Source organism: Streptococcus infantis (assembly GCF_047464615.1).
Taxonomy (GTDB): domain Bacteria; phylum Bacillota; class Bacilli; order Lactobacillales; family Streptococcaceae; genus Streptococcus; species Streptococcus infantis_Y.
In genome coordinates, this window is sequence record NZ_JASHBO010000004.1 from 24,809 (window position 1) to 49,989 (window position 25,181).

Genomic DNA, 25,181 nt, shown 5'->3' on the forward strand with positions numbered 1-25,181 from the left:
ATGAGTGATATCGGTTTTAAATACAGTATTTTAGCATCGGGTTCCAGTGGAAATTCATTTTACTTGGAAACACCAAAAAAGAAAATTTTAGTAGATGCGGGACTATCTGGCAAAAAAATTACAAGCCTTTTGAGTGAAATCAATCGTAAACCAGAGGATTTGGATGCTATCTTGATTACGCATGAACATTCAGACCATATCCACGGTGTGGGCGTTCTGGCTCGTAAGTACGGCATGGATCTTTATGCCAATGAGAAAACCTGGCAGGCTATGGAAAATAGTAAGTATCTCGGTAAGGTTGACTCGTCTCAAAAGCATATTTTCGAGATGGGAAAAACCAAAACCTTTGGCGACATCGATATCGAGAGTTTTGGTGTGAGTCATGATGCAGTGGCGCCCCAGTTTTATCGTTTTATGAAGGATGATAAGAGCTTTGTCATGCTGACGGATACGGGCTATGTTAGTGATCGTATGGCTGGCATTGTCGAGAATGCAGATGGCTACTTGATTGAGTCCAATCATGATGTGGAAATCCTGCGAGCAGGATCTTACGCATGGCGACTCAAACAACGCATCTTATCTGACCTTGGACATCTCTCAAATGAAGATGGAGCAGACGCCATGATTCGTACACTAGGTAATCGTACCAAGAAGATTTACCTAGGCCATTTGTCTAAGGAAAATAATATCAAGGAGCTAGCTCACATGACCATGGTCAATCAGTTAGCTCAGGCAGATCTGGGAGTAGGAGTAGACTTTCAAGTTTACGACACTTCACCAGACACCGCAACACCACTGACTGATATATAAAAAAGAAGGCCTATGCCTTCTTTTTTATAGACTATTTTACAATCCTGCGAAATCTTTGATTTCTTGTGCTGACATAGAAGAGTCGCAACGGACATTGATTTGTCCATCTGCAACGTGAACAAAGCCTGGTACAGTTGGGATTCCATAGCGTGAGCGGAATTCTTGCAACTCATTGAGTTGGCTTGGTTCTTCACTGTTGATGAAGTAGATGTGAGCTTTGGTTTCAGCTACGACACCTGCCAAAGTACCTGCAAATTTACGGCAGTAAGGGCAAGTTTTGCGACCGATAAAGAAGGTTGCAGTTTCTTTTTTATCAAGAGCTTCTTGCGCACGCGCAACTGTAGTGACTTCAAGGTCTTTGATGTTATCTAAAAATTGTTCCATGAGATTACCTCGCTTTCATTGATAAGTCTAGTATGCCATAAAGTTTCTAAAATTGCTTAGATTTGATACGAAAAAAAGATGAGATTGGTTGGTCTCATCTTTTTAGGTCTTTATTTTACAAAAGCATTGATTTCTGCTTCGATATTAGCAATCTTAGCTTGTGATTCTTCGTTGGTTTCACCTACAACTGCAATGTAGAACTTGATTTTTGGTTCTGTACCTGAAGGGCGAACAGCAATCCATGAACCGTCAGCAAGTGTGTATTTCAACACATCACTTGGAGGAGTTGTCAAGTTTGTAACAGTACCGTCAGCAGCAGTAGCTGTTTGAGCCTTGAAGTCTTCTACGACAGTGATAGCTGTTGTGTTCCATTCTTTTGGAGCATTGTTGCGGAATTTAGCCATAATCGCTTTGATTTGTTCAGCACCATCGACACCTGAAAGGGTAACAGAGATAGTCTTTTCTGCGTAGTAGCCGTACTCTTTGTAGATTTCTTCGATACCGTCAGCAAGTGTCAAACCACGTGAACGATAGTAGGCAGCAAGTTCAGCAACGACTAGAACGGCTTGGATTGCATCTTTATCACGTACGAATGATTTAATCAAGTAACCGAAACTTTCTTCAAATCCCATCATGTAAGTGTGATTGTGTTTTTCTTCGAATTCTTGGATTTTTTCAGCGATAAATTTAAAACCTGTCAAAACGTTGAACATGGTTGCGCCGTAGCTTTCAGCAATCTTAGTTACCAAGTCAGTTGATACGATAGATTTACATAGGGCTGCATTTTCAGGAAGAGTTCCAGCGTTTTTGTGGGCTTCCAAGATGTATTTAGCCATGATAGCACCGATTTGGTTACCTGAAAGGTTGAGGTAGCTACCATCTTTTTGAAGAACTTCAACACCAACACGGTCAGCATCAGGGTCAGTTGCCACAAGAACATCTGCACCAACTTGACGACCAAGTTCTTCAGCAAGGGCAAAGGCTGCTTGGCTTTCTGGGTTTGGAGATTTTACAGTTGAGAAGTCTGGGTCAGCAGTTGCTTGCGCTTCAACGACTTGAACAGAGTCAAATCCAGCTTGGGCAAGAGCACGACGAGCCAACATTTCACCAGTACCATGAAGTGGTGTGTAGACAATCTTCATGTCTTTACCGAATTCTTCAATCAAGGCTGGGTTGATGTTTACGTCCTTAACCTCTTTAAGGTATTCTACGTCAACAGCTTCGCCGATAACTTCAATCAAGCCAGAAGCTTTTTCAGCTTCCACATCAGCAACTTCAACTGCAAATGGATTTTCGATTGCACGGATATAAGTAGTCAAAGCGTCCGCATCGTGTGGAGGCATTTGTCCACCGTCTTCACCGTAAACCTTGTAACCGTTAAATGGAGCAGGGTTGTGGCTGGCTGTGACCATAATTCCTGCGAAACAGTTGAGGTGACGAACTGCAAATGAGAGTTCTGGAGTTGGACGAAGGCTTTCAAATACATAAGATTTGATACCGTGTTTAGCAAGAACTGCTGCAGATTCAAAGGCAAATTCTGGAGAGAAGTGACGGCTATCATAAGCAATGGCTACACCACGTTCTTTTTCATTTCCACCTTTTGACTCAATCAAACGAGCCAAACCTTCAGTTGCTTGACGAACAACGTAGATGTTAATGCGGTTAGTACCAGCACCGATCAGTCCACGCATACCTGCAGTACCAAACTCAAGATTGGTATAGAATGCGTCTTCTTTAGTTTTCTCGTCCATGTTTTCCAAATCATGACGAAGATAGTCTGGAAGTTCTGCGAAATCAACCCATTTTTGGTAGTTTTCTTGGTAAGACATAGGAAATCTCCTTTAATATATAATCTAATCGCTTACATTATATCACGATTTGAAGTTTTAGTAAAACGTTAGCATGAGTTTCTGAAAAAGTTATGAAATAGAGCTAAACCACAAGTCTTGAATGGCTTAGAGAAACATGCTATACTAACTGTATGATTATTTTACAAGCTAATAAAATTGAACGTTCTTTTGCAGGAGAGGTTCTTTTTGATAATATAAACCTACAAGTAGATGAAAGAGACCGTATTGCCCTCGTTGGGAAAAATGGTGCTGGGAAGTCTACTTTGCTCAAGATATTGGTTGGAGAAGAGGAGCCAACCACTGGTGAAATCAATAAGAAAAAAGATATTTCCCTCTCTTATCTAGCTCAGGATAGCCGTTTTGAGTCTGAAAATACTATTTACGATGAAATGCTTCATGTATTTGATGACTTGCGTCGTACTGAAAGACAACTTCGCCAGATGGAGTTGGAGATGGGGGAAAAGACTGGAGCAGAACTTGATAAACTCATGTCAGACTATGATCGCCTATCAGAAAATTTTCGTCAGGCTGGAGGATTTACATACGAAGCTGATATCCGTGCTATCTTAAATGGTTTCAAGTTTGACGAGTCTATGTGGCAGATGAAAATTGCAGAGTTATCTGGTGGTCAAAATACCCGTCTAGCGCTAGCCAAAATGCTTCTTGAAAAACCTAATCTCTTGGTCTTGGATGAGCCGACTAACCACCTAGATATTGAAACTATTGCCTGGTTAGAAAACTATTTGGTTAATTATAGTGGTGCCCTCATTATCGTTAGCCATGACCGTTATTTCCTCGATAAGGTTGCGACCATAACACTCGACTTAACAAAACATTCTTTGGACAGATATGTAGGAAACTACTCAAGCTTTGTGGAGCAGAAGGAACAGAAGCTCGCAACTGAAGCCAAAAACTACGAAAAACAGCAGAAGGAAATTGCTGCCTTAGAAGACTTTGTTAATCGAAATCTTGTTCGAGCATCGACAACCAAACGAGCGCAATCTCGACGAAAACAACTGGAGAAGATGGAGCGCTTGGACAAGCCTGAAGCTGGCAAGAAATCAGCTAATATGACCTTCCATTCTGATAGAGTATCTGGTAATGTCGTTTTGACAGTTGAAAATGCTGCTATCGGATATGATGGTGAAATCTTATCAGAACCCATCAACCTTGATCTTCGTAAGATGAACGCTATTGCCATTGTTGGTCCTAATGGTATTGGTAAGTCAACCTTTATAAAATCCATTGTGGACCAGATTCCCTTTATCAAGGGTGAAAAGCGCTTTGGTGCCAATGTTGAGGTTGGTTACTATGACCAGACTCAGAGCAAACTGACACCGAGCAATACAGTCTTAGACGAACTCTGGAATGATTTTAAATTGACGCCAGAAGTTGAAATCCGTAATCGCCTTGGTGCCTTCCTTTTCTCTGGTGATGATGTTAAGAAATCAGTTGGAATGTTGTCAGGTGGTGAGCGAGCTCGTTTGCTTCTGGCTAAACTTTCCATGGAAAACAATAACTTCTTGATTCTCGATGAGCCGACAAACCACTTAGACATCGATAGCAAGGAAGTCTTGGAAAATGCACTGATTGACTTTGATGGGACTTTACTCTTTGTCAGCCATGACCGTTACTTTATCAACCGAGTGGCCACTCATGTGCTGGAATTATCTGAGAATGGCTCAACACTTTATCTGGGTGATTATGACTATTATGTTGATAAAAAAGCAGAGCTAGCAGCTAGCCAAGCAGAAGAAGCAGCAGCTGTTAACGAAGAAAAAGAAGCTTCTCCAGTTAATGACTACCAAGCTCAAAAGGAAAGTCAAAAAGAACTTCGTAAATTGATGAGACAAATCGAAAGTCTTGAGACAGAAATCGAAGAGCTGGAAACTCAAGCCCAAGCAATCTCTGAACAAATGCATACCACCAATGATGCGGATGAACTCATGCAATTGCAAGCAGAACTGGATAAAATTAGCCATCGTCAGGAAGAAGCTATGCTGGAGTGGGAAGAATTGTCGGAGCAGGTGTAAGATGGAAAATCTTGGAAAAGTCTTTCGTGAATTTCGAATCAGTAAAAATTACTCTCTAAAAGAAGCTGCAGGAGAGGCCTGTTCGACCTCCCAATTATCCCGATTTGAATTGGGGGAGTCAGATCTGGCTGCATCTCGTTTCTTTGAAATATTAGATAATATTCACGTGACGATTGAGAATTTTATGGATAAGACTAGAAATTTTCAACATCATGAGCATGTCGGCTTGATGGCTCAGATTATTCCGCTTTACTATTCAAATGATATTGGAGGTTTTCAAAAGCTTCAAGAAGAACAACTTGAAAAGGCTAAGAGTTCAACAAATCCCCTCTATTTTGAGCTGAACTGGATTTTGTTACAAGGTCTGATTTGTCAAAGAGATGCTAGCTTCACTATGAAGCAAGCTGATCTGGATAAGGTGGCGGATTATCTTTTCCAAACAGATGAATGGACCATGTATGAGTTGATTCTCTTTGGCAATCTCTACAGCTTTTATGATGTGGACTATGTTGCTCGCCTTGGTAGAGAAGTGATGGAGAGGGAGGATTTCTACAAAGAAATTGGTCGCCATCGAAAACTGGTCTTGATTTTAGCTCTTAATTGTTACCAGCATTGTTTAGAACATCTTGCTTTTGAAAATGCCAGCTACTTTGAAGCTTATATAGAGAAGATCATAGGTAAGAGCATCAAACTCTATGAGCGTAATGTTTTCCACTTTCTTAAAGGATTTGCTCTTTATCAGAAGGGGCAAAAAGAAGAAGGTTGTAAACAAATGCAGGAAGCCATGCATATTTTTGATGTGCTAGGTCTTCCAGAGCAAGTAGCTTACTATCAGGAACATTACGATAAATTTGTAAAAGATTAATTTCCCAAATACGGGAAAAAATAAGAAACTCCTTCAAGTTTTGATACAATAGTTTCAAAATTTGAGAGGAGTTTTTATGAATCGATATGCAGTACAGTTGATTAGTCGTGGAGCTATTAACAAACTAGGAAATATGCTCTATGATTATGGGAATAGTGTTTGGTTGGCATCGATGGGAACGATTGGGCAAACCGTTCTAGGGATTTATCAGATTTCTGAACTCGTTACATCCATTCTAGTCAATCCTTTTGGTGGAGTGATTTCAGATCGTTTTTCCCGTCGCAAGATTTTGATGACAACAGACTTGGTTTGTGGGATTCTCTGTCTGGCCATTTCTTTTATCAGAAATGATAACTGGATGATTGGAGCTTTGATCTTTGCTAATATTGTCCAGGCCATTGCATTTGCTTTTTCTCGGCCTGCCAATAAAGCTATTATCACAGAGGTGGTAGCAAAGGACGAGATAGTGACCTATAACTCTCGCTTGGAGTTAGTTTTACAGGTTGTAGGAGTCAGTTCTCCGGTGCTTTCTTTCCTTGTTTTACAATTTGCAAGTCTTCATATGACGCTCTTACTAGATGCACTGACTTTTTTCATTGCTTTTGTTCTAGTTGCTTTACTTCCAAAAGAAGAACCAAAGGTTCAAGAGCAGAAACCTTTTACTGGGAAAGATATTTTTGCGGATATCAAAGATGGCTTGCACTATATCAGGCATCAAAAAGAAATTTTCTTTCTCTTGTTAGTGGCTTCCAGTGTGAATTTCTTTTTTGCAGCTTTTGAGTTTTTGCTCCCTTTTTCAAATAAACTCTATGGTGTAGACGGAGCCTATGCAACTATCTTAACCATGGGTGCAATTGGCTCAATCATCGGAGCATTGATTGCAAATAAATTTAAATCCAGTATGAATACACTTTTGTTCTTATTGATCTTAACAGGAGTAGGAGTTTTCATGATGGGCTTGCCACTACCTAATTTTCTCACTTTTTCAGGAAACCTAGTTTGTGAATTATTTATGACAATTTTTAATATTCACTTCTTTACACAAGTACAGACCAAGGTTGACGGAGACTATCTGGGGAGGGTATTGAGTACCATTTTTACACTGGCAATTCTCTTTATGCCGATTGCGAAGGGGTTAATGACCTTTCTACCAAGTGTACAATTAGTTTCCTTTTTAATCATCGGACTTGGAGTTATTTTACTTTCGTTGGTATCGATAGTCTATATTAAAAGACAGAAGAAGGATTCGAGTGAGCAAAATCAAAATTGAAGATAAAATTGAGTAAATCTTTTCATTATAAAATGTATCGTATCAGTTCATTGAAGTCTTGATATTATACATTTTTTTAATTTTAAAGACTTTTTAACTATTTTATACGATTTGTTAAACTTATCAAGGTTAAAAAAATGCTACAAGACAGTAGACATCCTGAAGCTTCTATCTTATTTTTAATACTAATTGAGTTATAAAAGGACACGCTCAAATAACACCTCATCTGTATACAATAAAATGGACTAGGTAATCATTTTAGGGAATTGACCGATTACAATAGTATATATCCGTGAATGCCATCTGCTTCAGTCTTTTTTCTGTTAATGTAGTATAATAAAGGGTGTAGGGATTCTATTTTTTAAAAGGATTTTTCTAAGAACGAAACTCCAATTAGAAAGAGGAGAAGCATGAAGCAATCACTTGAATTTTTAAGAGAAAAAATCACCGATAAGATGCCCTTAGAGGATATGGTAGCTATCTTTGAAGACTTGTGTCGTGAACCTATTGAGGATGAGATGGTTTTATTTGAAACAGGGACATTTACAAGTATATCTGATAAACCATTGTTTCAACTATCATTAGTAAGGCAAGCTCCAAATGAAGATGAAGAGTTTTATCAAGTTCACCTTGATATTTTCTATGAAGCAAGTCAAGACAATCAAATCTTTAGTGAATCGACCTGGGATGAAGATTTAGAGGAAAATATTTTTGAATACATTAGAAATTCAGAAGTATTTGCCTATGCTAAAGAGCAGGAATACCTAGCAGTCAAAATGTATCTGGAAGAAACTTAAGAAAAGGTAGTAATATGTTTGATTTTTTTAAGAAAAAAACACACAAAAAACTTGAAATCGATCTTCAAAACAATTCAATGATAATTAACGGAACTATCTTAGCTTTTCCTTTGTCCTTGAAAGATATTGAAGTTGTATTGGGGAAGCCTGACCGGGTTGTCAAAAAAGAAAATAAGTTTATCAAATACATTTATGACAAAGCTGGAATTGTATTTGAACATTCGTTCTCAATTAATAATCATTTAAAAAAATGTAAGACCTACATTGATGAGGAGCATTTAATTACTGAGCTTTGTTTATATTTTGGAGAGAAGGTCAAACCCATGTGGGACGAGGAAGAATTACCTCTCAATCCTTGCAAGACCCTGATAACTTGTAATGGAAAAAGCCCTTATTTTATTTCTGATAGACAGAGAGTAGGGGATTTTAACTTGATTTTATGGACTCCTTACGGAACTAATTTTAATGGAATTCCAGAGACCATTACAGATACACTATCAATTTCCTACTTCCCAGAGGTCAAACATGAACGGGAAAGCTACAAGTTAAAAGAAACTGACGAAGAACTGCTACATTTTGACAATATAAATTTTAAACTAACTATTATCCAAGTTTTGATGTACGATTTACGAGTACTGAAACCCTACTTTGACATCCATGATTTTGCGGATGAATTTAGTGAACTGGAAATCGATACAGAAAGTATGGAGATTATTCAGCCAGCCCTTGATTATATGATAGATCTTCCTATACCTAAGAAATATATCGAACAAGTCCAAGAAATCTATATGGATGGCGGAAATGAAATTTATCTGAATTTGATTCCTCAGTGGGATGGAGAAGATGATTGTTTTGATTTAAATGAAGTTAGTCTTAAAGAACTGCAACAGTTTCCAAATCTGAAGCAAGCGACTATCATAAGCAGTAATTTTGAACATGTCAAAGAAACGTTCGACAAGCAAGGGGTTCAAGTGAAGGTATTATAATTGTTGCATTTATCTGAATAAATCATAAATGGATGGTATAAGTTCTTTAAGGATAGGGGCTAAAAAGGAAAGAAATCTGGTGTTGGAAAATGAACATTCTTGATCTTAATGCTAATCAGAAAGATACGATATTGTTAATCCACCCTATGTTATCATCTGCTCAAGGGATGAAGTCCCTCATTGCAGATCAGATGGGGCAAGAGTTTAGATATATTATTCCGGATTTGTCCGCGCATGGACAATCAGCTTCGGATACTTACGAGTCAGCTCTTAAGGAAAGCCAGATGATCTATGATTATCTAAAGGAACACCAGATAGAAGATTTGAGTTTAGCCTTTGGAGCGTCCTTGGGTGGAGTTGTGTTACTGCAATTATTGAATCATAAGGATATCAGGTTTGGGAAACTTGTTTTTGAAGGGGTTAGTTTATGGACAAATGCGCCTTTGCTAGATGTATTTACTAGGTATTTGTTGTTAATAAAGCATAGAAAAGCCTTACGAAATAAAAATCTAGCTGTTCGTAAGATGGTTGCACTTTATGGAGAAAAAGGAGAGATGATGGCGGATTCTTTCATTGCTATGGATGAAGAAAGTATCAGACATATTTCTCATGATTGTGCATTTGTGGCCTTGCCTAACCTTACGCCAGAGGAACAAAAAAGCTGTGTTTTCTTTTATGGTTCAAAAGAATTCGACTTGATAGCTGCTAAAAAAGTTCTTCCAAAAAAGTATCCTCATGCCACATTTCACATTTGGCAAGGATATGACCACTGTCGCAAGATCACTGAAAATTCGGCAGTTTACTGTAAATTATTAAAAGAAATGATTGTAAAGAAAAATACCAGTTTTGAATGAGGTAAGACATGACAAGCAAAAAATCTGATCTTGAACATTATAGAAATATGTTAAAACAACCTTGGGGAAAGATACAATATGAAATAACCTTTGCCCAACTTGATCATCTGGAAGGTAAGAAAATTCTTGATTTTGGATCTGGATTTGGCTTGGTCAGTGAATTTCTTTCTCGCAAGAATCAAGTTATTTCTGTTGAACCTAATGAGGAAATGCTTTATGCCAACTCTTCCACATCCTATGAAAAATTGTGGGGAAGTATTGACCAACTCGCTCGTTTTACGGATAAATCCTTTGATCTTGTCCTTTGCCATAATGTTTTAGAATATATAGATCCTAATAACCGAAAAGACTATCTTCTGGAGTTCAAAAGAATTTTAAAAGATGATGGCTTGATTTCAATTATCAAGCATAATCAAGTTGGAAAAGTTCTACAAAGTGTTGTTTTTGCTAATGACATCAACCAAGCATTTAGCTTACTCAATGGTGAAAATTTTGAGAGTCCATCTTTTGCAAGTGGTTCTACTTATACGATAGAGGAATTATTAGCTTTGTCTGGTCTTAAATTAGAAAACTATTTGGGGATTCGAACATTTTACAGTCTACAACCAAATGAATTTAAGAGCAAAGAAAACTGGTTAGAAGAAATGACAAAGATTGAACTTGCAGTATGTGATTTAAAACCCTATAAAGATATTAGTTTTTTACAACATTTGTGGCTAAAAAAATAATAGAAGCATAGGTTTTGTTTTAAAGTGAAATAAAAACTGATGTATATGAAAAAAAGTAAATGAGATGATTTTTTCAGTTTGTAGCTTGATAGAATTTTTTTCACAAATCTATTTTTCCAATTTTGAAAGAAAAATTCTTAGACAGTTCAGGATTGTATCTATTTTAGTTTACTACTTTCAATTTTTGTTTTTAGAAATTTCATTATATAATAAAGTGTATCAAAAAAAGATATATTGATAGCCTAAAGATGCAAATAGATATTGAGGAGAAAATGAATGCAAAAAATAATGTTGATTATCAATCCAACCTCTGGTGGAGAAAAGGCTTTAGATTATAAGGAAAAGTTAGAAAATAAGGCAAAAAAATACTTCGAGCATGTCGATACCAGAATTACACAAAAAGCGCAAGACGCAACCAACTTCGCCACAGAAGCTTCTCGGGAGAATTATGATGCAGTCCTTGTTTTTGGTGGAGATGGGACTGTCAATGAAGTAATCTCAGGTATCGCTGAAAGAGACTATATTCCTAAACTAGCGATTATTCCAGGAGGAACTGGAAATCTTATTACAAAGTTATTAGAAATCAATCAAGATATAAATGGTGCTATTGACGATCTTGATTTTAATTCTACAAATAAGATTGATATCGGAAAATCCAATGGCCACTATTTCGGCTACATTTTTAGTATTGGTTCACTACCAGAAGCCATTCATAACGTTGGAATTGAAGATAAAACAAAGTTTGGTATGCTCGCCTATGCGATTAATACTGTAAAGTCTGTCGTGACAGATCAAACATTTAACATTCAAGTTGAAACAGAAAATGGAAACTATATTGGTCAAGCAAGTCACGTTTTAGTTCTCCTCACCAATTATTTTGCTGACAAGAAGATTTTTGAAGAAGATAAGGACGGATATGCAAACGTTCTGATTCTTAAGGATGCATCAATTCTTTCTAAATTATCTGTAATCCCTGATTTATTAAAAGGGGATCTTGTGGAAAATGAGCATATCGACTACATAAAAGCTCGTCACATCAAAATCTCTTCAGATAGTGAATTAGAAACGGATGTTGATGGTGACAAATCCGATAACTTACCAGTAGAAATCAAGGTACTAGGACAGCATATTCAAGTCTATTCTCAACCGAAAGAATAATGATTTTCACACTTAACAACAATTTTTTTAAACAAAGGAAAGCCTATGAAATTTATAAGATTAGCGACTATTGGTCTTTGCTCAACGCTTCTTTTGACCTTAGTGGCTTGTAGTCAAACTCAAAAGACATCTGATGGTTCTACTGAAACTTCAGTAACTCAAACACAGTCGTCTGGTCAAGTTTCTTGGAAAGCCTCTTACACCAATATGAACAGTAAGCCCAGTGAAGAAGAAGTTCGAAAAGCATTGGTTGCTCATTTGGATAAGGACAGTGTGTATGCATTTTTCAACCTTGTAAATGATTATAACAATACTGTCGGTTCAGTTGGATTAACTGGAGATTTTTCTACCTTTACCAAAACAGACTATGATGTAGAAAAAATTACCAATCTTTGGACACCGAAAAAAGGTGATTTTGTAGGTACCAACTGTCGTATCAACAGTTATTGTTTATTGAAAAATTCCATCGAAATTCCTAAGTTAGAGAAAGATGATTCCCTTTTGTTTGTCGATAATGATGCTATTGATAAGGGAAAAGTCTTTGGTGCAGAAGACAAGGATGCCTTTGATATTTTATTCTCAAGAGTCAAGACCGAAGCAACGACTGATGTCAAGGTTCATGATGCTAAGATGGAACAGTTCCTTTCTAAATTCAAGTTTAATGAGAATGCAAGAATGCTATCAGTAGTTGTCCATGATGACTTGGATGGGCAATCCCTCTTTATCGGTCATGTTGGAATTCTTGTACCAAGTGAGGATGGATATCTCTTTGTCGAAAAGTTAACCTTTGAGGAACCTTATCAAGCTATCAAATTTGCGACCAAGGAAGATTGTTACAAATATCTAGATACAAAATACGAAAACTATACAGGTGAAGGTCTAGTTAAACCATTTATTATGGATAATGATAAGTGGGTTCAACTCTAAAAATAGTATTTATCGGATGATTTGCTTAAATAGTGGGATAAGAAGTTACCAATCGAATGATAGCTAAATTGATATGATTAGAGGACAGCAAGCATTGATGAACATACATTAAGAGTTGTAAAAATTGATAAAGAAGCTATTTTTGAGCTGATCTACGAAACGTTTATAGCGCAAGAGCAAGAACTGCTGGACCTGTCGCCAGTAGATGTTATCAATGATTGTGCTATGGATTGGGAAAAGGGAGAGTTTATCTTTGCAGCACATCTTCAGGAAAATAGTCTGGGAGAATTGAATCCTCTTCCTAATGATATTGATATCCAAGATTTGCTGAAAAAAATACCTGTTACAACAGATTCTGTCCTTGGCAGAGAAGTGATTTATAGAGATTTTTCATTCGACCAATTAAAAAAATAGTATAATAGTAGTAAATAAAGTAGTCATAAGGAGATATAATGGATATTAAAGATTTTACAGAAAAAGAACAAGAAATGATTAAAAAGGGACTAACTTTCTCTAAGCTGAACGACAAGGAAACTGCTGATAAGATTATCGCTTTAATTCCTCAAGATATGATTAAACGAATTCCATTTTTTGTTAGAAAACATGCCATTACACGTACTGTTAAGAGAATATCGATCGAGTATCCAGAGTTGTACGCTGTAGCTGAACAAGAAGGGCAACTTCCTGAAAAGGAAGCTCAAGAATTGCGACAAATTCTTACAGATATTTTCCAAGAGAAAATGAACAAGCATAAGATTAAATAAGCTTTGAGATTTAGAAATAAGATGTCGATTGAACATTAGGAGTTGAGAATGGCTATTGATGGAGTTAAAATCATTGACAGTGATCAAGGGTATGACATTTACAATGAGGTAGTTGGTCGCTATAGAGACGGTGATTATGTGTCCGATATTATCAAGGATATCCTCAATGCAGAGAAAGATTATTGTCAAATAACAGTGACTCCCTATTTTGGAATGAATATTATAGTCTTATCCGTCTAGATGAAAATTATTTGATGACTAATTTTGAACTAGCTGTCAAAGTAGCGTGAGATTAATAAATAGTTTAAGAAAAAGCCTATCGTAGGCTTTTTTCTGTAGATACTATAATAATTTTTTGATAATGTCCTAGGATTCTGATAAAATGGGGTATAAGCAGTTTTAAAATTTTGTATGTCAGATTTTTAAAATTGAAACATTTTGAGAGGTAAAATATGATTACAGGCGAATTAAAGAATAAGATTGATCAACTTTGGGAAATGTTATGGACAGAGGGAAATGCGAATCCTTTGACCAACATTGAGCAATTGACTTATCTTTTATTTATGAAAGATTTGGATAGAGTTGAACTTGGACGAGAAAATGATGCTGAATTTCTAGGTATTCCCTATGAGGGAATTTTCCCAAAAGATAAACCCGAATATCGTTGGTCAACCTTTAAGAACTTAGGAGATGCGCAAGAAGTTTATCGTCTGATGTCACAAGAGATTTTTCCATTTATTAAGAATCTGAAGGGGGATACTGACGATACAGCTTTTTCACGTTATATGAGGGATGCTATTTTTCAAATCAATAAACCTGCTACCTTACAAAAGGCGATAGCTGCTCTGGATGAGTTACCTACGGATATAAAAGATATTGGAGACATTTACGAGTATCTATTGTCAAAATTATCTCAGGCAGGGGCAAATGGTCAATTTCGTACGCCTCGTCATATCATTGATATGATGGTTGAACTCATGCAACCAACAATTAAAGATATTATTTCAGATCCTGCCATGGGTTCTGCAGGATTTTTGGTTTCAGCTAGTCGCTATTTAGACCGTAGAAAAGAAGAGTGGCAGACAAATATTGACAGTGTAAAGCATTTCCACAATACTATGTTTCATGGGAATGATACGGATACGACAATGTTGAGACTTGGTGCTATGAATATGATGCTCCATGGGGTTGAGAATCCACAAATTAGCTACCTAGACTCGCTTTCTCAAGATAACGAAGAAGCTGATAAATATACTCTAGTTTTAGCCAATCCACCTTTCAAAGGATCTCTTGATTATGATTCAACCTCTGGTGATTTGCTGGCTACGATTAAGACTAAAAAGACAGAGTTGCTTTTCCTTGCCCTTTTCTTACGCACTTTGAAGCCAGGTGGACGTGCAGCTGTTATTGTACCGGACGGTGTTCTATTTGGTTCCTCTAAAGCTCATAAAGGGATTCGTCAAGAAATCGTTGAGCATCACAAACTAGATGCAGTTATTTCGATGCCAAGTGGTGTTTTCAAGCCTTATGCAGGGGTTTCAACCGCTATCCTTATCTTCACTAAGACTGGAAATGGTGGAACGGATAAGGTTTGGTTTTACGATATGAAAGCAGACGGTCTGAGTTTAGATGATAAACGCCAGCCTATCAACGAAAATGATATTCCAGATATTATTCAACGATTCCATCAATTAGAGAAAGAAGCAGATCGCAAGAGAACAGACCAGTCCTTCTTTGTTCCAGTTGATGAGATTAAGGAAAATGATTTTGATTTGTCCATCAATAAATACAAAGAAATCGAGTATGAAAAAGTTGACTATGAACCAACAGAAGTCATCTTAAAGAAAATCAATGATCTAGAAAAAGAAATTCAAGCTGGCTTAGCAGAGTTAGAAGAATTACTAAAGTAGGGAGATGCATGTATGAAAAAAGTGAAGTTGGGGGAAGTTTGTGAGATTTTATCTGGTTACGCTTTTAAATCATCACAATTTAACGATAAAAAAATTGGGCTTCCCTTAATCCGAATTCGAGATGTAGAGAGAGGTTTTTCTGATACCTACTTTGAAGGAGCTTATCCAGAAGAATATCTTATTAAAAATGGAGATTTATTGATTACAATGGATGGTAGTTTTATATTGAAAAAATGGGAGGGGGATTTTGCGCTACTTAATCAACGTGTTTGTAAAATAAAAATTACGGATAAAAGTGTAGATGAAGATTATATATCTTGGTTGATTCCCAAATACTTAAAAGAAATTGAAGATAAGACCCCTTTTGTTACAGTAAAGCACCTTTCAGTAGCTAAAATTAAAGACATCTCATTTGTATTGCCTAATAAACCAGAACAAAAGCTAATTTCAAAAGAACTAAATACAATAAGTCAAATTTATGATTTTCGTAAAATTCAGTCAGAAGAATTAAACGAGCTCGTCAAATCCCGATTTAACGAGATGTTTGGGGATCCTGTTCTGAATGAAATGGGTTGGGAAGAACATAGATTATCAAAATTAACATTAAAAATTGGTTCAGGGGCTACACCTAGAGGAGGAAGAGAAAGTTATGTCAACGAAGGGATAGCACTTATTAGAAGTATGAATGTATATGATGGTAAGTTTATTTTCAAAGATTTAGCTTATCTAACTAATGTTCAGGCTGAAAAATTAAATAATGTAATTGTTGAATCAGACGATGTTTTGCTTAATATTACAGGTGCATCTGTATCTCGTTGCTGTATTGTTCCTCAAAATATTTTGCCTGCGAGAGTTAATCAACACGTTTCTATAATTCGTTGTAAAAAGCACTTATTATCACCAATATTTTTAAATCAACTTCTAATAACTTCAGAGTTTAAGAGTTTGTTACTGAAAATAGGAGAAAGTTCAGGCGCCACCCGTCAAGCGATAACAAAAAATCAGATTGAAGAATTATATATCCCCCTCCCCCCTCTTTCCCTCCAGAACGAGTTCGCAGACTTTGTGGCTCAGGTAGACAAATCACAATTGGCAATCCAAAAATCACTAGAAGAACTTGAAACTTTGAAGAAATCACTCATGCAGGAGTATTTTGGCTGATATTCTGTCATTGTAATTACGGTAATTATTTGTTATAATACTTCAAAGGAGGAAATCTGATGGTAGTAAAAACAAGAAAACAAGGAAATTCAATCACCATTACTATTCCAAGTGAATTCAATATTCCAAGTGGTGTAAAATACGAAGCGAAATTGTTACCAAGTGGTGAAATTATCTTTACTCCCGAAGAGTCTGGACATCAGATTTCTTATGTATCTGATGATGCCTTTGACTTAAATTTGGATAAAATCTTTGACGAATACGATGATGTTTTCAAAGCTTTGGTGGAAAAATGACAGTCTATCTTACAGAAAGACAAATTGAAAAAATCAATGCTTTAGCAATTCAACGTTATTCACCTAATGAAAAAATTCAGACAGTTAGTCCTTCTGCCTTAAATATGATTGTCAATTTACCAGAACAATTTGTCTTCGGTAAACCTCTTTATCCAACAATTTTTGATAAGGCAACGATACTATTTGTCCAATTAATCAAGAAGCATGTTTTTGCCAACGCTAATAAACGAACTGCTTTCTTCGTTTTGGTGAAATTTCTACAGTTAAATGGTTATCGTTTTTCTGTAACAGTTGAAGAAGCGGTCGATATGTGTGTAACTATCGCAGTAGAATCCTTAACAGATGAAAGGTTATCTAGCTACACCAAATGGATCTCTGAACATTCATTTAGAGTTAATGACCAAATTTAAGCTTGGATATTTAAATCCTATAAGTAAAAAATAGATAAACAGACAGTATTAGAATTCTGTAATGCAGAAAACTAATATTGTCTATTTTTATTGAAATAATGAAAGTGAGAAAATATGGAAACAAAAGTGACAATCATCATTCAAGAAATGTTACCTCTTTTAAACAATGCACAATTACTAGCATTGCGGGAGAGTTTAGAGCGCCATTTAGTAAATGGTGTCAATCAACAGAAGTATACGAATAAATCCTTGTTAGCCTTGTTCATTACTGCTAAACAGGTGGAGGGGTGTAGTGCAAAAACGATTCGTTATTATCAAAGGACCATTGAAAATTTATTTACAAGTATTAAGCAGTCTGTAACACAACTGACAACAGATGATCTGAGAAGTTATCTAGCACAGTATCAGTCAGAAAAAGATTGCAGTAAAGCAAATTTGGACAATATCCGACGCATCTTGTCTTCGTTTTTTGCTTGGCTTGAGCAGGAGGAATATATCATCAAAAATCCTATTCGACGGATAAAAAAGATTAAGACCGAACAAACTGTAAAGGAAACTTATACGGATGAACATCTTGAAATCATGCGAGACAATTGTGAAAACTTAAGGGATTTAGCAATGATCGATCTACTAGCTTCAACAGGAATGCGAGTGGGAGAACTTGTTCAACTGAATCGCTCAGATATTGACTTTGAAAATCGTGAATGTGTTGTATTTGGGAAAGGTAAAAAGGAAAGACCTGTTTATTTTGATGCTCGTACGAAAATCCATTTAAAAAACTATATCAAATGCAGAGAAGATAATCATCCAGCTCTTTTTGTTAGCTTGCTCGGAAAAGCCCAAAGACTCGGAATAGCTGGTGTTGAGATTCGATTACGAAAATTAGGTCAAAAACTTGGAATTCAAAAGGTTCACCCTCATAAATTTAGAAGAACACTAGCGACAAAGGCAATTGATAAAGGAATGCCTATCGAACAAGTTCAAAAGCTTCTTGGACATAGTAAAATTGATACTACTCTAGCCTATGCTATGGTCAACCAAAGTAATGTCAAACATTCCCATCAGAAGTTTATCTCTTAAGTGCAAATCCCGATATTTCGAGGAGGTGGTTGCGTGAAGAAAGTGAAGTTAGGGCAATTAGTTTCTATTCAAACTGGTAAATTGGATGCTAATGCGGCAGTTTTCGGAGGTAAGTATCCTTTTTTTACAACAGCTAAAGAAATTTCAAGAATTAACGAATACGCTTATGACGGTGAGGTAGTTTTAGTAGCTGGAAATGGGGATTTAAATGTTAAGTATTATAAAGGAAAATTTAATGCTTATCAGAGAACCTATATTTTGACTAGTAATTCTAATGTAAGAATGAAATATCTATACTACTTTCTTGATAAGTATATAGAAGTTTTACGATACCAATCAATTGGAGGAGTTATAAAGTATATTAAACTCAATAATTTATCAGATGCCCAGATTCCAATGAGGAGTATTTTTGAACAAGATAAAATTATTGGAATATTAGAAAAGTTAGATAATGAAATTATTATTAGAAGTAAACAACTTAGCGAACTTTCAAACCTTGTAAAATCCCGATTTAACGAAATGTTTGGGGATGTTATTCTTAATGATAAAGAATGGAAAGTTTGCAAATGGAACGAGATTCTTACTATAAGAAATGGTAAAAATCAAAAGAATGTTGAAGATAATAACGGACAATTCCCTATTTATGGAAGTGGGGGAATTATAGGATATGCTAAAGATTGGATTGTGAAAAAAATTCGGTAATTATTGGACGTAAAGGAAATATAAATAAACCGATTTTAGTAAGAGAAAACTTTTGGAATGTAGATACAGCGTTTGGATTAGAACCTACTTTAGAAAAAATAAACTCAGAATATTTATTCTATTTCTGTCAATTATACAATTTTGAAAAGTTAAATAAAGCCGTAACGATACCTAGCTTAACCAAATCAGATTTATTAGATATTTCCATCCCCCTCCCTCCAAAACGAGTTCGCAGACTTTGTGACTCAGGTAGACAAATCACAATTTGCTTGTCAGATAGCTATAAAACTGTGGAGAAATAGCTTAAAATCTAGTATAATATAGCTATCTATTTAGTCAAAGTGAGAGAAAAATGGGAAATTTTGATTTTCTTTTGAATAATAAGGAGTATGAATCTTTTTCGAGGCCCTGTATAGAAGCTGAGAATATGATTGAGACATCCACTGTAGCGACAGCTTTCATGGCGCGTCGTGCCTTGGAGCAGGCTGTTCATTGGATTTATAGCCATGATTCTTATTTGGAAGCCCCTTATCGTGCTACCTTGTCTTCATTAGTTTGGGATGATGACTTTAGAGAAATCGTAGATCCAGAGCTTCATAGTCAGATGGTTCTCTTGATACGCTGGGGCAATCATGCTGCTCATGGTGGGGAGATCAAGGAACGCGAAGCGATTTTAGCCTTACATCATTTGTACCAGTTCGTAAACTTTATTGATTACTGCTATAGCAATGAATTTGTGGAACGTTTTTTTGACGAGAAATTATTGCCACTTTCAGAGAATGTCAAGAAAAGAGAAACACCACAAGCCATGGTGGAACTGCAAGACAGTTTACCTGTTATGCCAGACTTTCATGAACAAATGGCTGTACAGTCCTTGGAAGTGCAAGAGAATTATACTGAAAAACGTGAAACTGCTGCACAACGGCAAGAGGTTCCTTTCCACATCGATCAGTTATCTGAGGCTGAGACAAGAAAACTCTTTATTGACATTGATTTACGTTTAGCAGGTTGGACATTTGAAGAAAATTGTCGAGTTGAAGTCGCTGTTAATGGACTGAAACACGGCTCGGGAATAGGTTATTGTGATTACGTTCTTTATGGTAAAAGTGGAAAGATTTTAGCAATTATTGAAGCTAAAAAAGCTGCAGTTAATCCAGAAGTAGGTGAGGTACAAGTCAGGGAATATGCTGAAGCGCTAGAGGAAAAAATAGGTTACCAACCGATTTGTTTTATTACAAATGGCCTCAAGCACTACATTCTTGATGGTGTAAATCGCCGCCAGATTGCAGGTTTCTACTCTCAAGATGAATTGCAATTATTGATGGACAGACGACATTTGCAAAAACCACTGGAGGATATTTCTAGTAAAATCAGAGACGATATCTCTGGACGATATTACCAGAAACATGCGATTGCAAGTGTTTGTGAGGCTTTTTCTAACAATCGTAGACAAGCTCTTTTGGTAATGGCAACTGGTTCCGGGAAAACTCGAACTGCAGTCTCTCTTGTTGATATCCTATCACGTCACAATTGGGTCAAAAATGTGCTCTTTCTAGCTGACCGAACATCTCTTGTAAAACAGGCCTATGATTCATTTAGGAAATTGCTTCCAGATCTTACAGTTTGTAACTTTTTAGAGGATAAAGCTGGAGCACGATCAAGTCGAATGGTATTTTCTACTTATCCGACCATGATCGGAGCAATTAGTGATCAGGAAGAAGTCATTCAACGTCCTTTCACTGTTGGCCACTTTGATCTTATCATTATTGATGAGTCTCACCGCTCTATTTATCAAAAATACAAGACCATTTTTGATTATTTTGATGCTAGAATCGTAGGCTTAACGGCCACACCTCGTCAGGATCTTGATAAAAACACTTATGGATTTTTTAACTTGGAAAATGGTGTTCCTACCTATGCTTATGATCTTGAAAAGGCTGTTGAGGATGGCTACTTGGTATCCTATCATTCGATCGAAACCAAGTTAGAATTACCTACAGATGGGCTTCATTACGATGATCTATCCCAAGAAGATAAAGAATATTTTGATAGCCAATTTGAAGATGATAGTCTAGAAAAAGACATTGATGCTGGAGCTTTTAATTCCTTTATTTTTAATAAAGGTACAGTAGAGATTGTTCTAGATGAACTAATGACGAGAGGGATTCAGACGGCTTCGGGTGATGAGATTGGAAAAACTATCATCTTTGCAAAGAATCATCATCATGCTGAATTTATTAGAGAGATTTTTAATAAACGATATCCTGAAAAGGGGAGCGACTATGCTCAGGTGATTGATTATAGTATTAAACATTATCAGACCTTGATTGATGATTTTAAAATCAAAGAGAAATATCCTCAAATTGCAATTTCAGTTGACATGTTGGATACAGGTATTGATGTCCCAGAGGTTGTCAATTTAGTCTTTTTCAAGAAAGTTCGCTCAAAAACAAAATTTTGGCAGATGATTGGTCGTGGAACGCGTCTCTGTAAAGATTTGTTTGGACCTGATCAGGATAAGGAAAACTTCTTGGTATTTGATTATGGTGACAACTTTGAATACTTCAAAGCAGATCCGAGAGAAGGAAATGGACGTCATATTGTTCCCTTAACACAGCGTTTGTTTAATATCAAGGTGGACTTGATTCGTGAACTGCAAGACCTTCACTATCAAGAGGATCCATTTGCAAGAGAGTATCGTCAGCAACTGGTCTCAGAACTTCATAGTCATGTAGAGGATTTAAATGAGTTAGACTTTAGGGTTCGTATGGTCTTAGATATAGTTTATACCTATAAAAAATTAGAAACTTGGCAAAATCTTACAACGATTTCCTGCGAGCAACTTCATAGTCATATCTCCCCTCTCATGTTTGATGAAGATAAAGAAAATGAAATGGCTAGACGATTTGATTTATGGATGTTAGAAATTCAAGTAGGGCAACTAACCTCTAAGCCATCAAGGACTCATATAACTCAAGTCATTAAAACTGCTCAGGCTCTTGCTTCTGTTGGCAATATCCCTCAGGTCTTTGCACAGGCTGAAATTATCAGGAAAGTACAAGAACCTGAATTTTGGGAGGAAGTAAGCTTGTCTGAACTTGAAAAAATACGCCTTTCTCTAAGAGATTTATTGCAATTCTTAGATAAAACGAGCCGAATAATATATTATGTCAATTTTGAAGATCGAATTCTTTCTACTGTATATGAAACCAACCCTTATTTGCAGGTAAATGATCTTCGAGCCTATAACGAAAAAGTTGAGCATTATTTGAAAGCTCATTTGGATGAAGAAGCAATTTCTAAATTGTATCATAACAAGAAGTTGACTGCTCAAGATTTATTAGCATTAGAAACCCTATTATGGGAAAAATTAGGAAGTAAAACTGACTATCAGCAGCACTATGAGAACAAGGCTATTCCTAGATTGGTTCGTGAGATTATTGGTTTGAATAGAGAGGCTGCTAATCAAGTGTTTTCTAAGTTCTTGTCAGATGAAAGCCTTAATGCTAAGCAAATTTCTTTTGTGAAATTGATTGTCGATTATGTCGTTGAAAATGGTTATATGGATAAGTCGATCCTGACACAAGAACCGTTTAAATCTTATGGATCCGTACAAGTACTATTTCAACATCAAATACCAATATTGAGAAATATTGTCCAAACAATTGATTTAATCAATAATCGTGCCGAAGAAGTAGCTTGAATATAGAAAGAGAAGCACCATGCAAACACAAGAAGAAATGAATGTTCTGGTACCTGAAAAACTAGCGGAAATTGAACGTGATTATGATGTTACCGTATTGTGGGCAATTGAGTCTGGCAGTCGCGCTTGGGGCTTTGAGTCTCCGGATAGTGACTTTGATGTGCGTTTCATTTACAAGCATAAGCAAGATTTTTATCTTAGTTTAAACGATCATCGCGATGTCATCGAACTACCAATTGACGATACCTGGGATGTGAGTGGCTGGGATTTGGACAAGGCTTTAAAGTTGCTTTATAAGTCAAATCCAACCCTCTTTGAGTGGTTACAGTCGCCAATCGTTTACCAGCAAGACGCAGGCTTTATTGACCGTATTCGTCCGCTTGTTAGTCAGTATTTTTCTGAGAAAAAGATGCTCCACCATTACTTGAATACTGCTAGAACTCAAATGAATAAGTATCTTTCAGGAGATAAGGTCAAACCTAAAAAGTACTTCTATGCTCTGCGTCCCATTTTAGCCTGTCGTTGGATAGAAAAATATCATTCTGTTCCACCGATTTTGTTTGATGATTTAGTGAAAGAATTGCTTCCTGATGAAATGAAAGAGCATGTGTCTAGATTGCTTGATATCAAGATAAATGGACCTGAAAGTATGGAAATTGAGCCCATTAAGCCCATCCAGGACTACATTATCAAAAATATCCAAGAACTAGATGATTACGTCCAAAGTGTTACCGAGGAGAAGAAAGACTGGGAAGCTCTTAATCAATTTTTCCTTGAAGAATTAAGTCGTGACTGAGGTTAGATATGGGAAAATGGACATGTAGATGTGGTCAAGCAATGAACGACCACCAAGCGCCTGATCCAAATGCTTATTCGGTTTATTCGGATGAGTTGCTTGAGGATATTTTTAACAATACTGACGAACATGATAGAATTTCCTATGAAGACATTTCGGAGGCTTCCTTTTATATGTGGAAGTGCCCAAATTGTGGTAGTTTTAAGGTCTTTGGCGAAGAGGATAATCCAGGTTGTTTCACTTTTTATGAGCGCCAGACCAGTGCAAAAGTTGAACCACTTTTTGATCCTGATCAGGAGTTGAATCTCGTTGTCGTTGAGTTTCAAAAAGGTGGAAATGGATATACTTATATCTGTGATGATCCATCTATTCAGATTGGGCATGGTGTGATTGTACCAACTGGAAAGGAAAATATTGAAAAAATAGCTCTGGTAGTCCAGAAATATCGTGCTTACCCTAGAGATATCACTTATCCCGTTGAAAAGTTAAAAAGGGTCATCCGTAGGTATTCTATTTTTGACCTAGAGACTTCAAAAATAGTTTGTAAAAATATACTTGAGCATGGAAGAATTCTAAATGCTTGCTTGAAAAAAGTAAAAATAGAGTCTAAACAAATTTACCATGCAATCAAAACTCCTCTAGGCTATTTTTGGTTGGAGTTAAATAGAATTCCAATTCCGATGAAAATCACACAAATTCAAGTACAAGATAAAAAGTATCAGGTAGAAGGTGCCTTCTTCATTAAACCCACCAAGGTAAACTACAGAAAATTGTTAGAACTTGAATTATGTGCAGATTTTGATATTGACGCCTCTCGTTGGATTGACGTTCTATCAGACGAAAATGTTTGGGGAAATACATGGGAACTGAATGGCCTTCAATTTGGAATTACTGCAGGAGAGTCCCCAGAATTTGAAGATGAAGTAGTTGCAAGAAAATTTAGCCGTATCCCACTTTATTATGACTGGCATCCAGAATTTGAAGACTATTATGGCTTTAGCCTAGCATGGAAAAAATACGAGTCTGATAGTGATTTGTCGATTGATTTCTATACTACATAAGATGGAGGATTATAAGTATGAAAAAAGCCTGGGAATTATTGTTTGAGGGGAAGATTGAAGAGGCCAAGAAATTAGTCTCAGAAAATTTCTCTTTGGAAACATGCAAGGATTATGGCCTTCTCAATTTAATGGGGTATATTAAGCTCTTTGAAAAAGATTACAAAGAAGCTTTGCTGATTTATCAAAACTATCTTGAAGTAGCTATATCAAGTCAAGATAAAGAAAATGAACATATAGGCTATCACCAGTTAGCTATGGTTTATCGTGAAATGAATGACTATCAAACGGCTCTTAACTATATCGATAAAGAGCGAGAAATCATTGAAAAATCTTTTTCAGAGGATGCACTCAAATCTTCTGTCAATAATTATGAGCAAGGTTATTTACGATTAAAACTAGGGGAAATAGCAAAAGCAATCATGTATATGGAACAGTCCTTAAAGCAAGCATTACAAACAGATGATCTGATAGCTCAAGCCTGTTCTTTCAGAGGTTTGGGAGAGATTTATTCTGTAGAAAAACCTGAAAAATCGAAAGAGAATTTTTTGCAAGCTATCGATCTTTTTGAAAAAGCAGGCGATCAGGTTGGAGCTCAAGAAGTTAAAGACTTGTTAAACAAGAAAAAGTAGCCCACTC

The 25,181-nt window shown here is 36.3% G+C and carries 24 protein-coding genes and 2 pseudogenes; 24 read left to right on the forward strand and 2 right to left on the reverse strand.

Annotated features, from left to right (window positions below; translation table 11 throughout):
• A complete protein-coding gene (locus tag QM450_RS03070; protein WP_001279898.1) occupies nucleotides 1-810 on the forward strand; it encodes an MBL fold metallo-hydrolase in 810 nt (269 codons plus the stop codon).
• Nucleotides 811-846: 36 nt separating this feature from the next.
• Here the strand turns inward: QM450_RS03070 and QM450_RS03075 are convergent, their stop codons facing one another.
• Both QM450_RS03075 and QM450_RS03080 read right to left on the reverse strand, forming a co-directional pair.
• A complete protein-coding gene (locus QM450_RS03075) occupies nucleotides 847-1,194 on the reverse strand; it encodes a thioredoxin (RefSeq protein ID WP_414319613.1) in 348 nt (115 codons plus the stop codon).
• A 110-nt stretch (nucleotides 1,195-1,304) separates the two neighbouring features.
• Nucleotides 1,305-3,023: a phospho-sugar mutase gene (locus tag QM450_RS03080; protein WP_414319614.1), complete on the reverse strand. Its 1,719-nt coding sequence runs from the start codon at nucleotides 3,021-3,023 to the stop codon at nucleotides 1,305-1,307.
• A gap of 152 nt (nucleotides 3,024-3,175) precedes the next feature.
• Here QM450_RS03080 and QM450_RS03085 point away from each other — a divergent pair, with 152 nt between their 5' ends.
• The 23 genes and pseudogenes from QM450_RS03085 (at nucleotide 3,176) to QM450_RS03195 (ending at nucleotide 25,174) form a co-directional block, all read left to right on the forward strand.
• Nucleotides 3,176-5,077 carry an ABC-F family ATP-binding cassette domain-containing protein gene (locus QM450_RS03085; protein WP_414319615.1) on the forward strand — a complete coding sequence of 634 codons (1,902 nt, stop codon included), beginning with the start codon at nucleotides 3,176-3,178 and terminating at the stop codon, nucleotides 5,075-5,077.
• Between the two features lies 1 nt (nucleotide 5,078).
• Nucleotides 5,079-5,942: an XRE/MutR family transcriptional regulator gene (locus QM450_RS03090; protein ID WP_414314972.1), complete on the forward strand. Its 864-nt coding sequence runs from the start codon at nucleotides 5,079-5,081 to the stop codon at nucleotides 5,940-5,942.
• A gap of 76 nt (nucleotides 5,943-6,018) precedes the next feature.
• Nucleotides 6,019-7,212 (forward strand): MFS transporter, encoded by a 1,194-nt coding sequence (locus tag QM450_RS03095; RefSeq protein WP_414319616.1) that lies wholly within the window; start codon nucleotides 6,019-6,021, stop codon nucleotides 7,210-7,212.
• A 410-nt stretch (nucleotides 7,213-7,622) separates the two neighbouring features.
• Nucleotides 7,623-8,009: a hypothetical protein gene (locus tag QM450_RS03100; RefSeq protein WP_414319617.1), complete on the forward strand. Its 387-nt coding sequence runs from the start codon at nucleotides 7,623-7,625 to the stop codon at nucleotides 8,007-8,009.
• A gap of 14 nt (nucleotides 8,010-8,023) precedes the next feature.
• On the forward strand, nucleotides 8,024-8,995 hold the full coding sequence (locus QM450_RS03105; RefSeq protein ID WP_414319618.1) for a DUF6892 domain-containing protein: 972 nt from the start codon (nucleotides 8,024-8,026) through the stop codon (nucleotides 8,993-8,995).
• Nucleotides 8,996-9,084: 89 nt separating this feature from the next.
• On the forward strand, nucleotides 9,085-9,849 hold the full coding sequence (locus QM450_RS03110; protein WP_414319619.1) for an alpha/beta hydrolase: 765 nt from the start codon (nucleotides 9,085-9,087) through the stop codon (nucleotides 9,847-9,849).
• 8 nt (nucleotides 9,850-9,857) lie between these two features.
• Nucleotides 9,858-10,577: a class I SAM-dependent methyltransferase gene (locus QM450_RS03115; protein ID WP_414319620.1), complete on the forward strand. Its 720-nt coding sequence runs from the start codon at nucleotides 9,858-9,860 to the stop codon at nucleotides 10,575-10,577.
• A gap of 276 nt (nucleotides 10,578-10,853) precedes the next feature.
• On the forward strand, nucleotides 10,854-11,735 hold the full coding sequence (locus tag QM450_RS03120) for a diacylglycerol/lipid kinase family protein (RefSeq protein ID WP_414319621.1): 882 nt from the start codon (nucleotides 10,854-10,856) through the stop codon (nucleotides 11,733-11,735).
• Nucleotides 11,736-11,780: 45 nt separating this feature from the next.
• Nucleotides 11,781-12,662 carry a DUF4300 family protein gene (locus QM450_RS03125; protein WP_414319622.1) on the forward strand — a complete coding sequence of 294 codons (882 nt, stop codon included), beginning with the start codon at nucleotides 11,781-11,783 and terminating at the stop codon, nucleotides 12,660-12,662.
• A gap of 225 nt (nucleotides 12,663-12,887) precedes the next feature.
• The gene (locus QM450_RS03130) at nucleotides 12,888-13,076 is read left to right on the forward strand and encodes a hypothetical protein (protein ID WP_414319623.1); all 189 of its coding nucleotides are present in this window, start codon (nucleotides 12,888-12,890) and stop codon (nucleotides 13,074-13,076) included.
• Between the two features lie 38 nt (nucleotides 13,077-13,114).
• Nucleotides 13,115-13,426 carry a hypothetical protein gene (locus tag QM450_RS03135; protein WP_414269072.1) on the forward strand — a complete coding sequence of 104 codons (312 nt, stop codon included), beginning with the start codon at nucleotides 13,115-13,117 and terminating at the stop codon, nucleotides 13,424-13,426.
• Between the two features lie 48 nt (nucleotides 13,427-13,474).
• On the forward strand, nucleotides 13,475-13,666 hold the full coding sequence (locus tag QM450_RS03140; protein ID WP_414319696.1) for a hypothetical protein: 192 nt from the start codon (nucleotides 13,475-13,477) through the stop codon (nucleotides 13,664-13,666).
• Nucleotides 13,667-13,878: 212 nt separating this feature from the next.
• Nucleotides 13,879-15,336: a type I restriction-modification system subunit M gene (locus QM450_RS03145; RefSeq protein ID WP_414319624.1), complete on the forward strand. Its 1,458-nt coding sequence runs from the start codon at nucleotides 13,879-13,881 to the stop codon at nucleotides 15,334-15,336.
• 12 nt (nucleotides 15,337-15,348) lie between these two features.
• On the forward strand, nucleotides 15,349-16,497 hold the full coding sequence (locus QM450_RS03150; protein ID WP_414319625.1) for a restriction endonuclease subunit S: 1,149 nt from the start codon (nucleotides 15,349-15,351) through the stop codon (nucleotides 16,495-16,497).
• A gap of 59 nt (nucleotides 16,498-16,556) precedes the next feature.
• Entirely contained in the window at nucleotides 16,557-16,793 is a 237-nt protein-coding gene (locus QM450_RS03155) for an AbrB family transcriptional regulator (RefSeq protein WP_000260607.1), read from the forward strand.
• Nucleotides 16,790-17,203: a type II toxin-antitoxin system death-on-curing family toxin gene (locus QM450_RS03160; RefSeq protein WP_414317389.1), complete on the forward strand. Its 414-nt coding sequence runs from the start codon at nucleotides 16,790-16,792 to the stop codon at nucleotides 17,201-17,203. The genes QM450_RS03155 and QM450_RS03160 overlap by 4 nt, the downstream gene beginning before the upstream one ends.
• A gap of 114 nt (nucleotides 17,204-17,317) precedes the next feature.
• Nucleotides 17,318-18,283: a site-specific tyrosine recombinase/integron integrase gene (xerA, locus tag QM450_RS03165; RefSeq protein WP_414319626.1), complete on the forward strand. Its 966-nt coding sequence runs from the start codon at nucleotides 17,318-17,320 to the stop codon at nucleotides 18,281-18,283.
• 42 nt (nucleotides 18,284-18,325) lie between these two features.
• Nucleotides 18,326-18,433, forward strand: a pseudogene (locus tag QM450_RS03170) (type I R-M system S protein); the annotation flags it as partial.
• A 369-nt stretch (nucleotides 18,434-18,802) separates the two neighbouring features.
• Nucleotides 18,803-19,309, forward strand: a pseudogene (locus QM450_RS03175) (restriction endonuclease subunit S).
• 28 nt (nucleotides 19,310-19,337) lie between these two features.
• A complete protein-coding gene (locus tag QM450_RS03180) occupies nucleotides 19,338-22,688 on the forward strand; it encodes a DEAD/DEAH box helicase family protein (protein WP_414319627.1) in 3,351 nt (1,116 codons plus the stop codon).
• Between the two features lie 19 nt (nucleotides 22,689-22,707).
• On the forward strand, nucleotides 22,708-23,484 hold the full coding sequence (locus tag QM450_RS03185) for a DNA polymerase beta superfamily protein (protein WP_414319628.1): 777 nt from the start codon (nucleotides 22,708-22,710) through the stop codon (nucleotides 23,482-23,484).
• Nucleotides 23,485-23,492: 8 nt separating this feature from the next.
• Entirely contained in the window at nucleotides 23,493-24,545 is a 1,053-nt protein-coding gene (locus QM450_RS03190) for a hypothetical protein (RefSeq protein ID WP_414319629.1), read from the forward strand.
• A 17-nt stretch (nucleotides 24,546-24,562) separates the two neighbouring features.
• Nucleotides 24,563-25,174, forward strand: a complete 612-nt coding sequence (locus QM450_RS03195) for a tetratricopeptide repeat protein (protein ID WP_414319630.1) — start codon at nucleotides 24,563-24,565, stop codon at nucleotides 25,172-25,174.
• The last annotated feature ends 7 nt before the right edge of the window (nucleotides 25,175-25,181 follow it).

What these genes read in the sequence shown, in the direction of transcription:
- QM450_RS03070 (WP_001279898.1), top strand. Translation starts at nt 1, where the DNA reads ATGAGTGATATCGGTTTTAAATACAGTATTTTAGCATCGGGTTCCAGT.
- QM450_RS03075 (WP_414319613.1), bottom strand. Translation starts at nt 1,194, where the DNA reads ATGGAACAATTTTTAGATAACATCAAAGACCTTGAAGTCACTACAGTT.
- QM450_RS03080 (WP_414319614.1), bottom strand. Translation starts at nt 3,023, where the DNA reads ATGTCTTACCAAGAAAACTACCAAAAATGGGTTGATTTCGCAGAACTT.
- QM450_RS03085 (WP_414319615.1), top strand. Translation starts at nt 3,176, where the DNA reads ATGATTATTTTACAAGCTAATAAAATTGAACGTTCTTTTGCAGGAGAG.
- QM450_RS03090 (WP_414314972.1), top strand. Translation starts at nt 5,079, where the DNA reads ATGGAAAATCTTGGAAAAGTCTTTCGTGAATTTCGAATCAGTAAAAAT.
- QM450_RS03095 (WP_414319616.1), top strand. Translation starts at nt 6,019, where the DNA reads ATGAATCGATATGCAGTACAGTTGATTAGTCGTGGAGCTATTAACAAA.
- QM450_RS03100 (WP_414319617.1), top strand. Translation starts at nt 7,623, where the DNA reads ATGAAGCAATCACTTGAATTTTTAAGAGAAAAAATCACCGATAAGATG.
- QM450_RS03105 (WP_414319618.1), top strand. Translation starts at nt 8,024, where the DNA reads ATGTTTGATTTTTTTAAGAAAAAAACACACAAAAAACTTGAAATCGAT.
- QM450_RS03110 (WP_414319619.1), top strand. Translation starts at nt 9,085, where the DNA reads ATGAACATTCTTGATCTTAATGCTAATCAGAAAGATACGATATTGTTA.
- QM450_RS03115 (WP_414319620.1), top strand. Translation starts at nt 9,858, where the DNA reads ATGACAAGCAAAAAATCTGATCTTGAACATTATAGAAATATGTTAAAA.
- QM450_RS03120 (WP_414319621.1), top strand. Translation starts at nt 10,854, where the DNA reads ATGCAAAAAATAATGTTGATTATCAATCCAACCTCTGGTGGAGAAAAG.
- QM450_RS03125 (WP_414319622.1), top strand. Translation starts at nt 11,781, where the DNA reads ATGAAATTTATAAGATTAGCGACTATTGGTCTTTGCTCAACGCTTCTT.
- QM450_RS03130 (WP_414319623.1), top strand. Translation starts at nt 12,888, where the DNA reads ATGGATTGGGAAAAGGGAGAGTTTATCTTTGCAGCACATCTTCAGGAA.
- QM450_RS03135 (WP_414269072.1), top strand. Translation starts at nt 13,115, where the DNA reads ATGGATATTAAAGATTTTACAGAAAAAGAACAAGAAATGATTAAAAAG.
- QM450_RS03140 (WP_414319696.1), top strand. Translation starts at nt 13,475, where the DNA reads ATGGCTATTGATGGAGTTAAAATCATTGACAGTGATCAAGGGTATGAC.
- QM450_RS03145 (WP_414319624.1), top strand. Translation starts at nt 13,879, where the DNA reads ATGATTACAGGCGAATTAAAGAATAAGATTGATCAACTTTGGGAAATG.
- QM450_RS03150 (WP_414319625.1), top strand. Translation starts at nt 15,349, where the DNA reads ATGAAAAAAGTGAAGTTGGGGGAAGTTTGTGAGATTTTATCTGGTTAC.
- QM450_RS03155 (WP_000260607.1), top strand. Translation starts at nt 16,557, where the DNA reads ATGGTAGTAAAAACAAGAAAACAAGGAAATTCAATCACCATTACTATT.
- QM450_RS03160 (WP_414317389.1), top strand. Translation starts at nt 16,790, where the DNA reads ATGACAGTCTATCTTACAGAAAGACAAATTGAAAAAATCAATGCTTTA.
- xerA (WP_414319626.1), top strand. Translation starts at nt 17,318, where the DNA reads ATGGAAACAAAAGTGACAATCATCATTCAAGAAATGTTACCTCTTTTA.
- QM450_RS03180 (WP_414319627.1), top strand. Translation starts at nt 19,338, where the DNA reads ATGGGAAATTTTGATTTTCTTTTGAATAATAAGGAGTATGAATCTTTT.
- QM450_RS03185 (WP_414319628.1), top strand. Translation starts at nt 22,708, where the DNA reads ATGCAAACACAAGAAGAAATGAATGTTCTGGTACCTGAAAAACTAGCG.
- QM450_RS03190 (WP_414319629.1), top strand. Translation starts at nt 23,493, where the DNA reads ATGGGAAAATGGACATGTAGATGTGGTCAAGCAATGAACGACCACCAA.
- QM450_RS03195 (WP_414319630.1), top strand. Translation starts at nt 24,563, where the DNA reads ATGAAAAAAGCCTGGGAATTATTGTTTGAGGGGAAGATTGAAGAGGCC.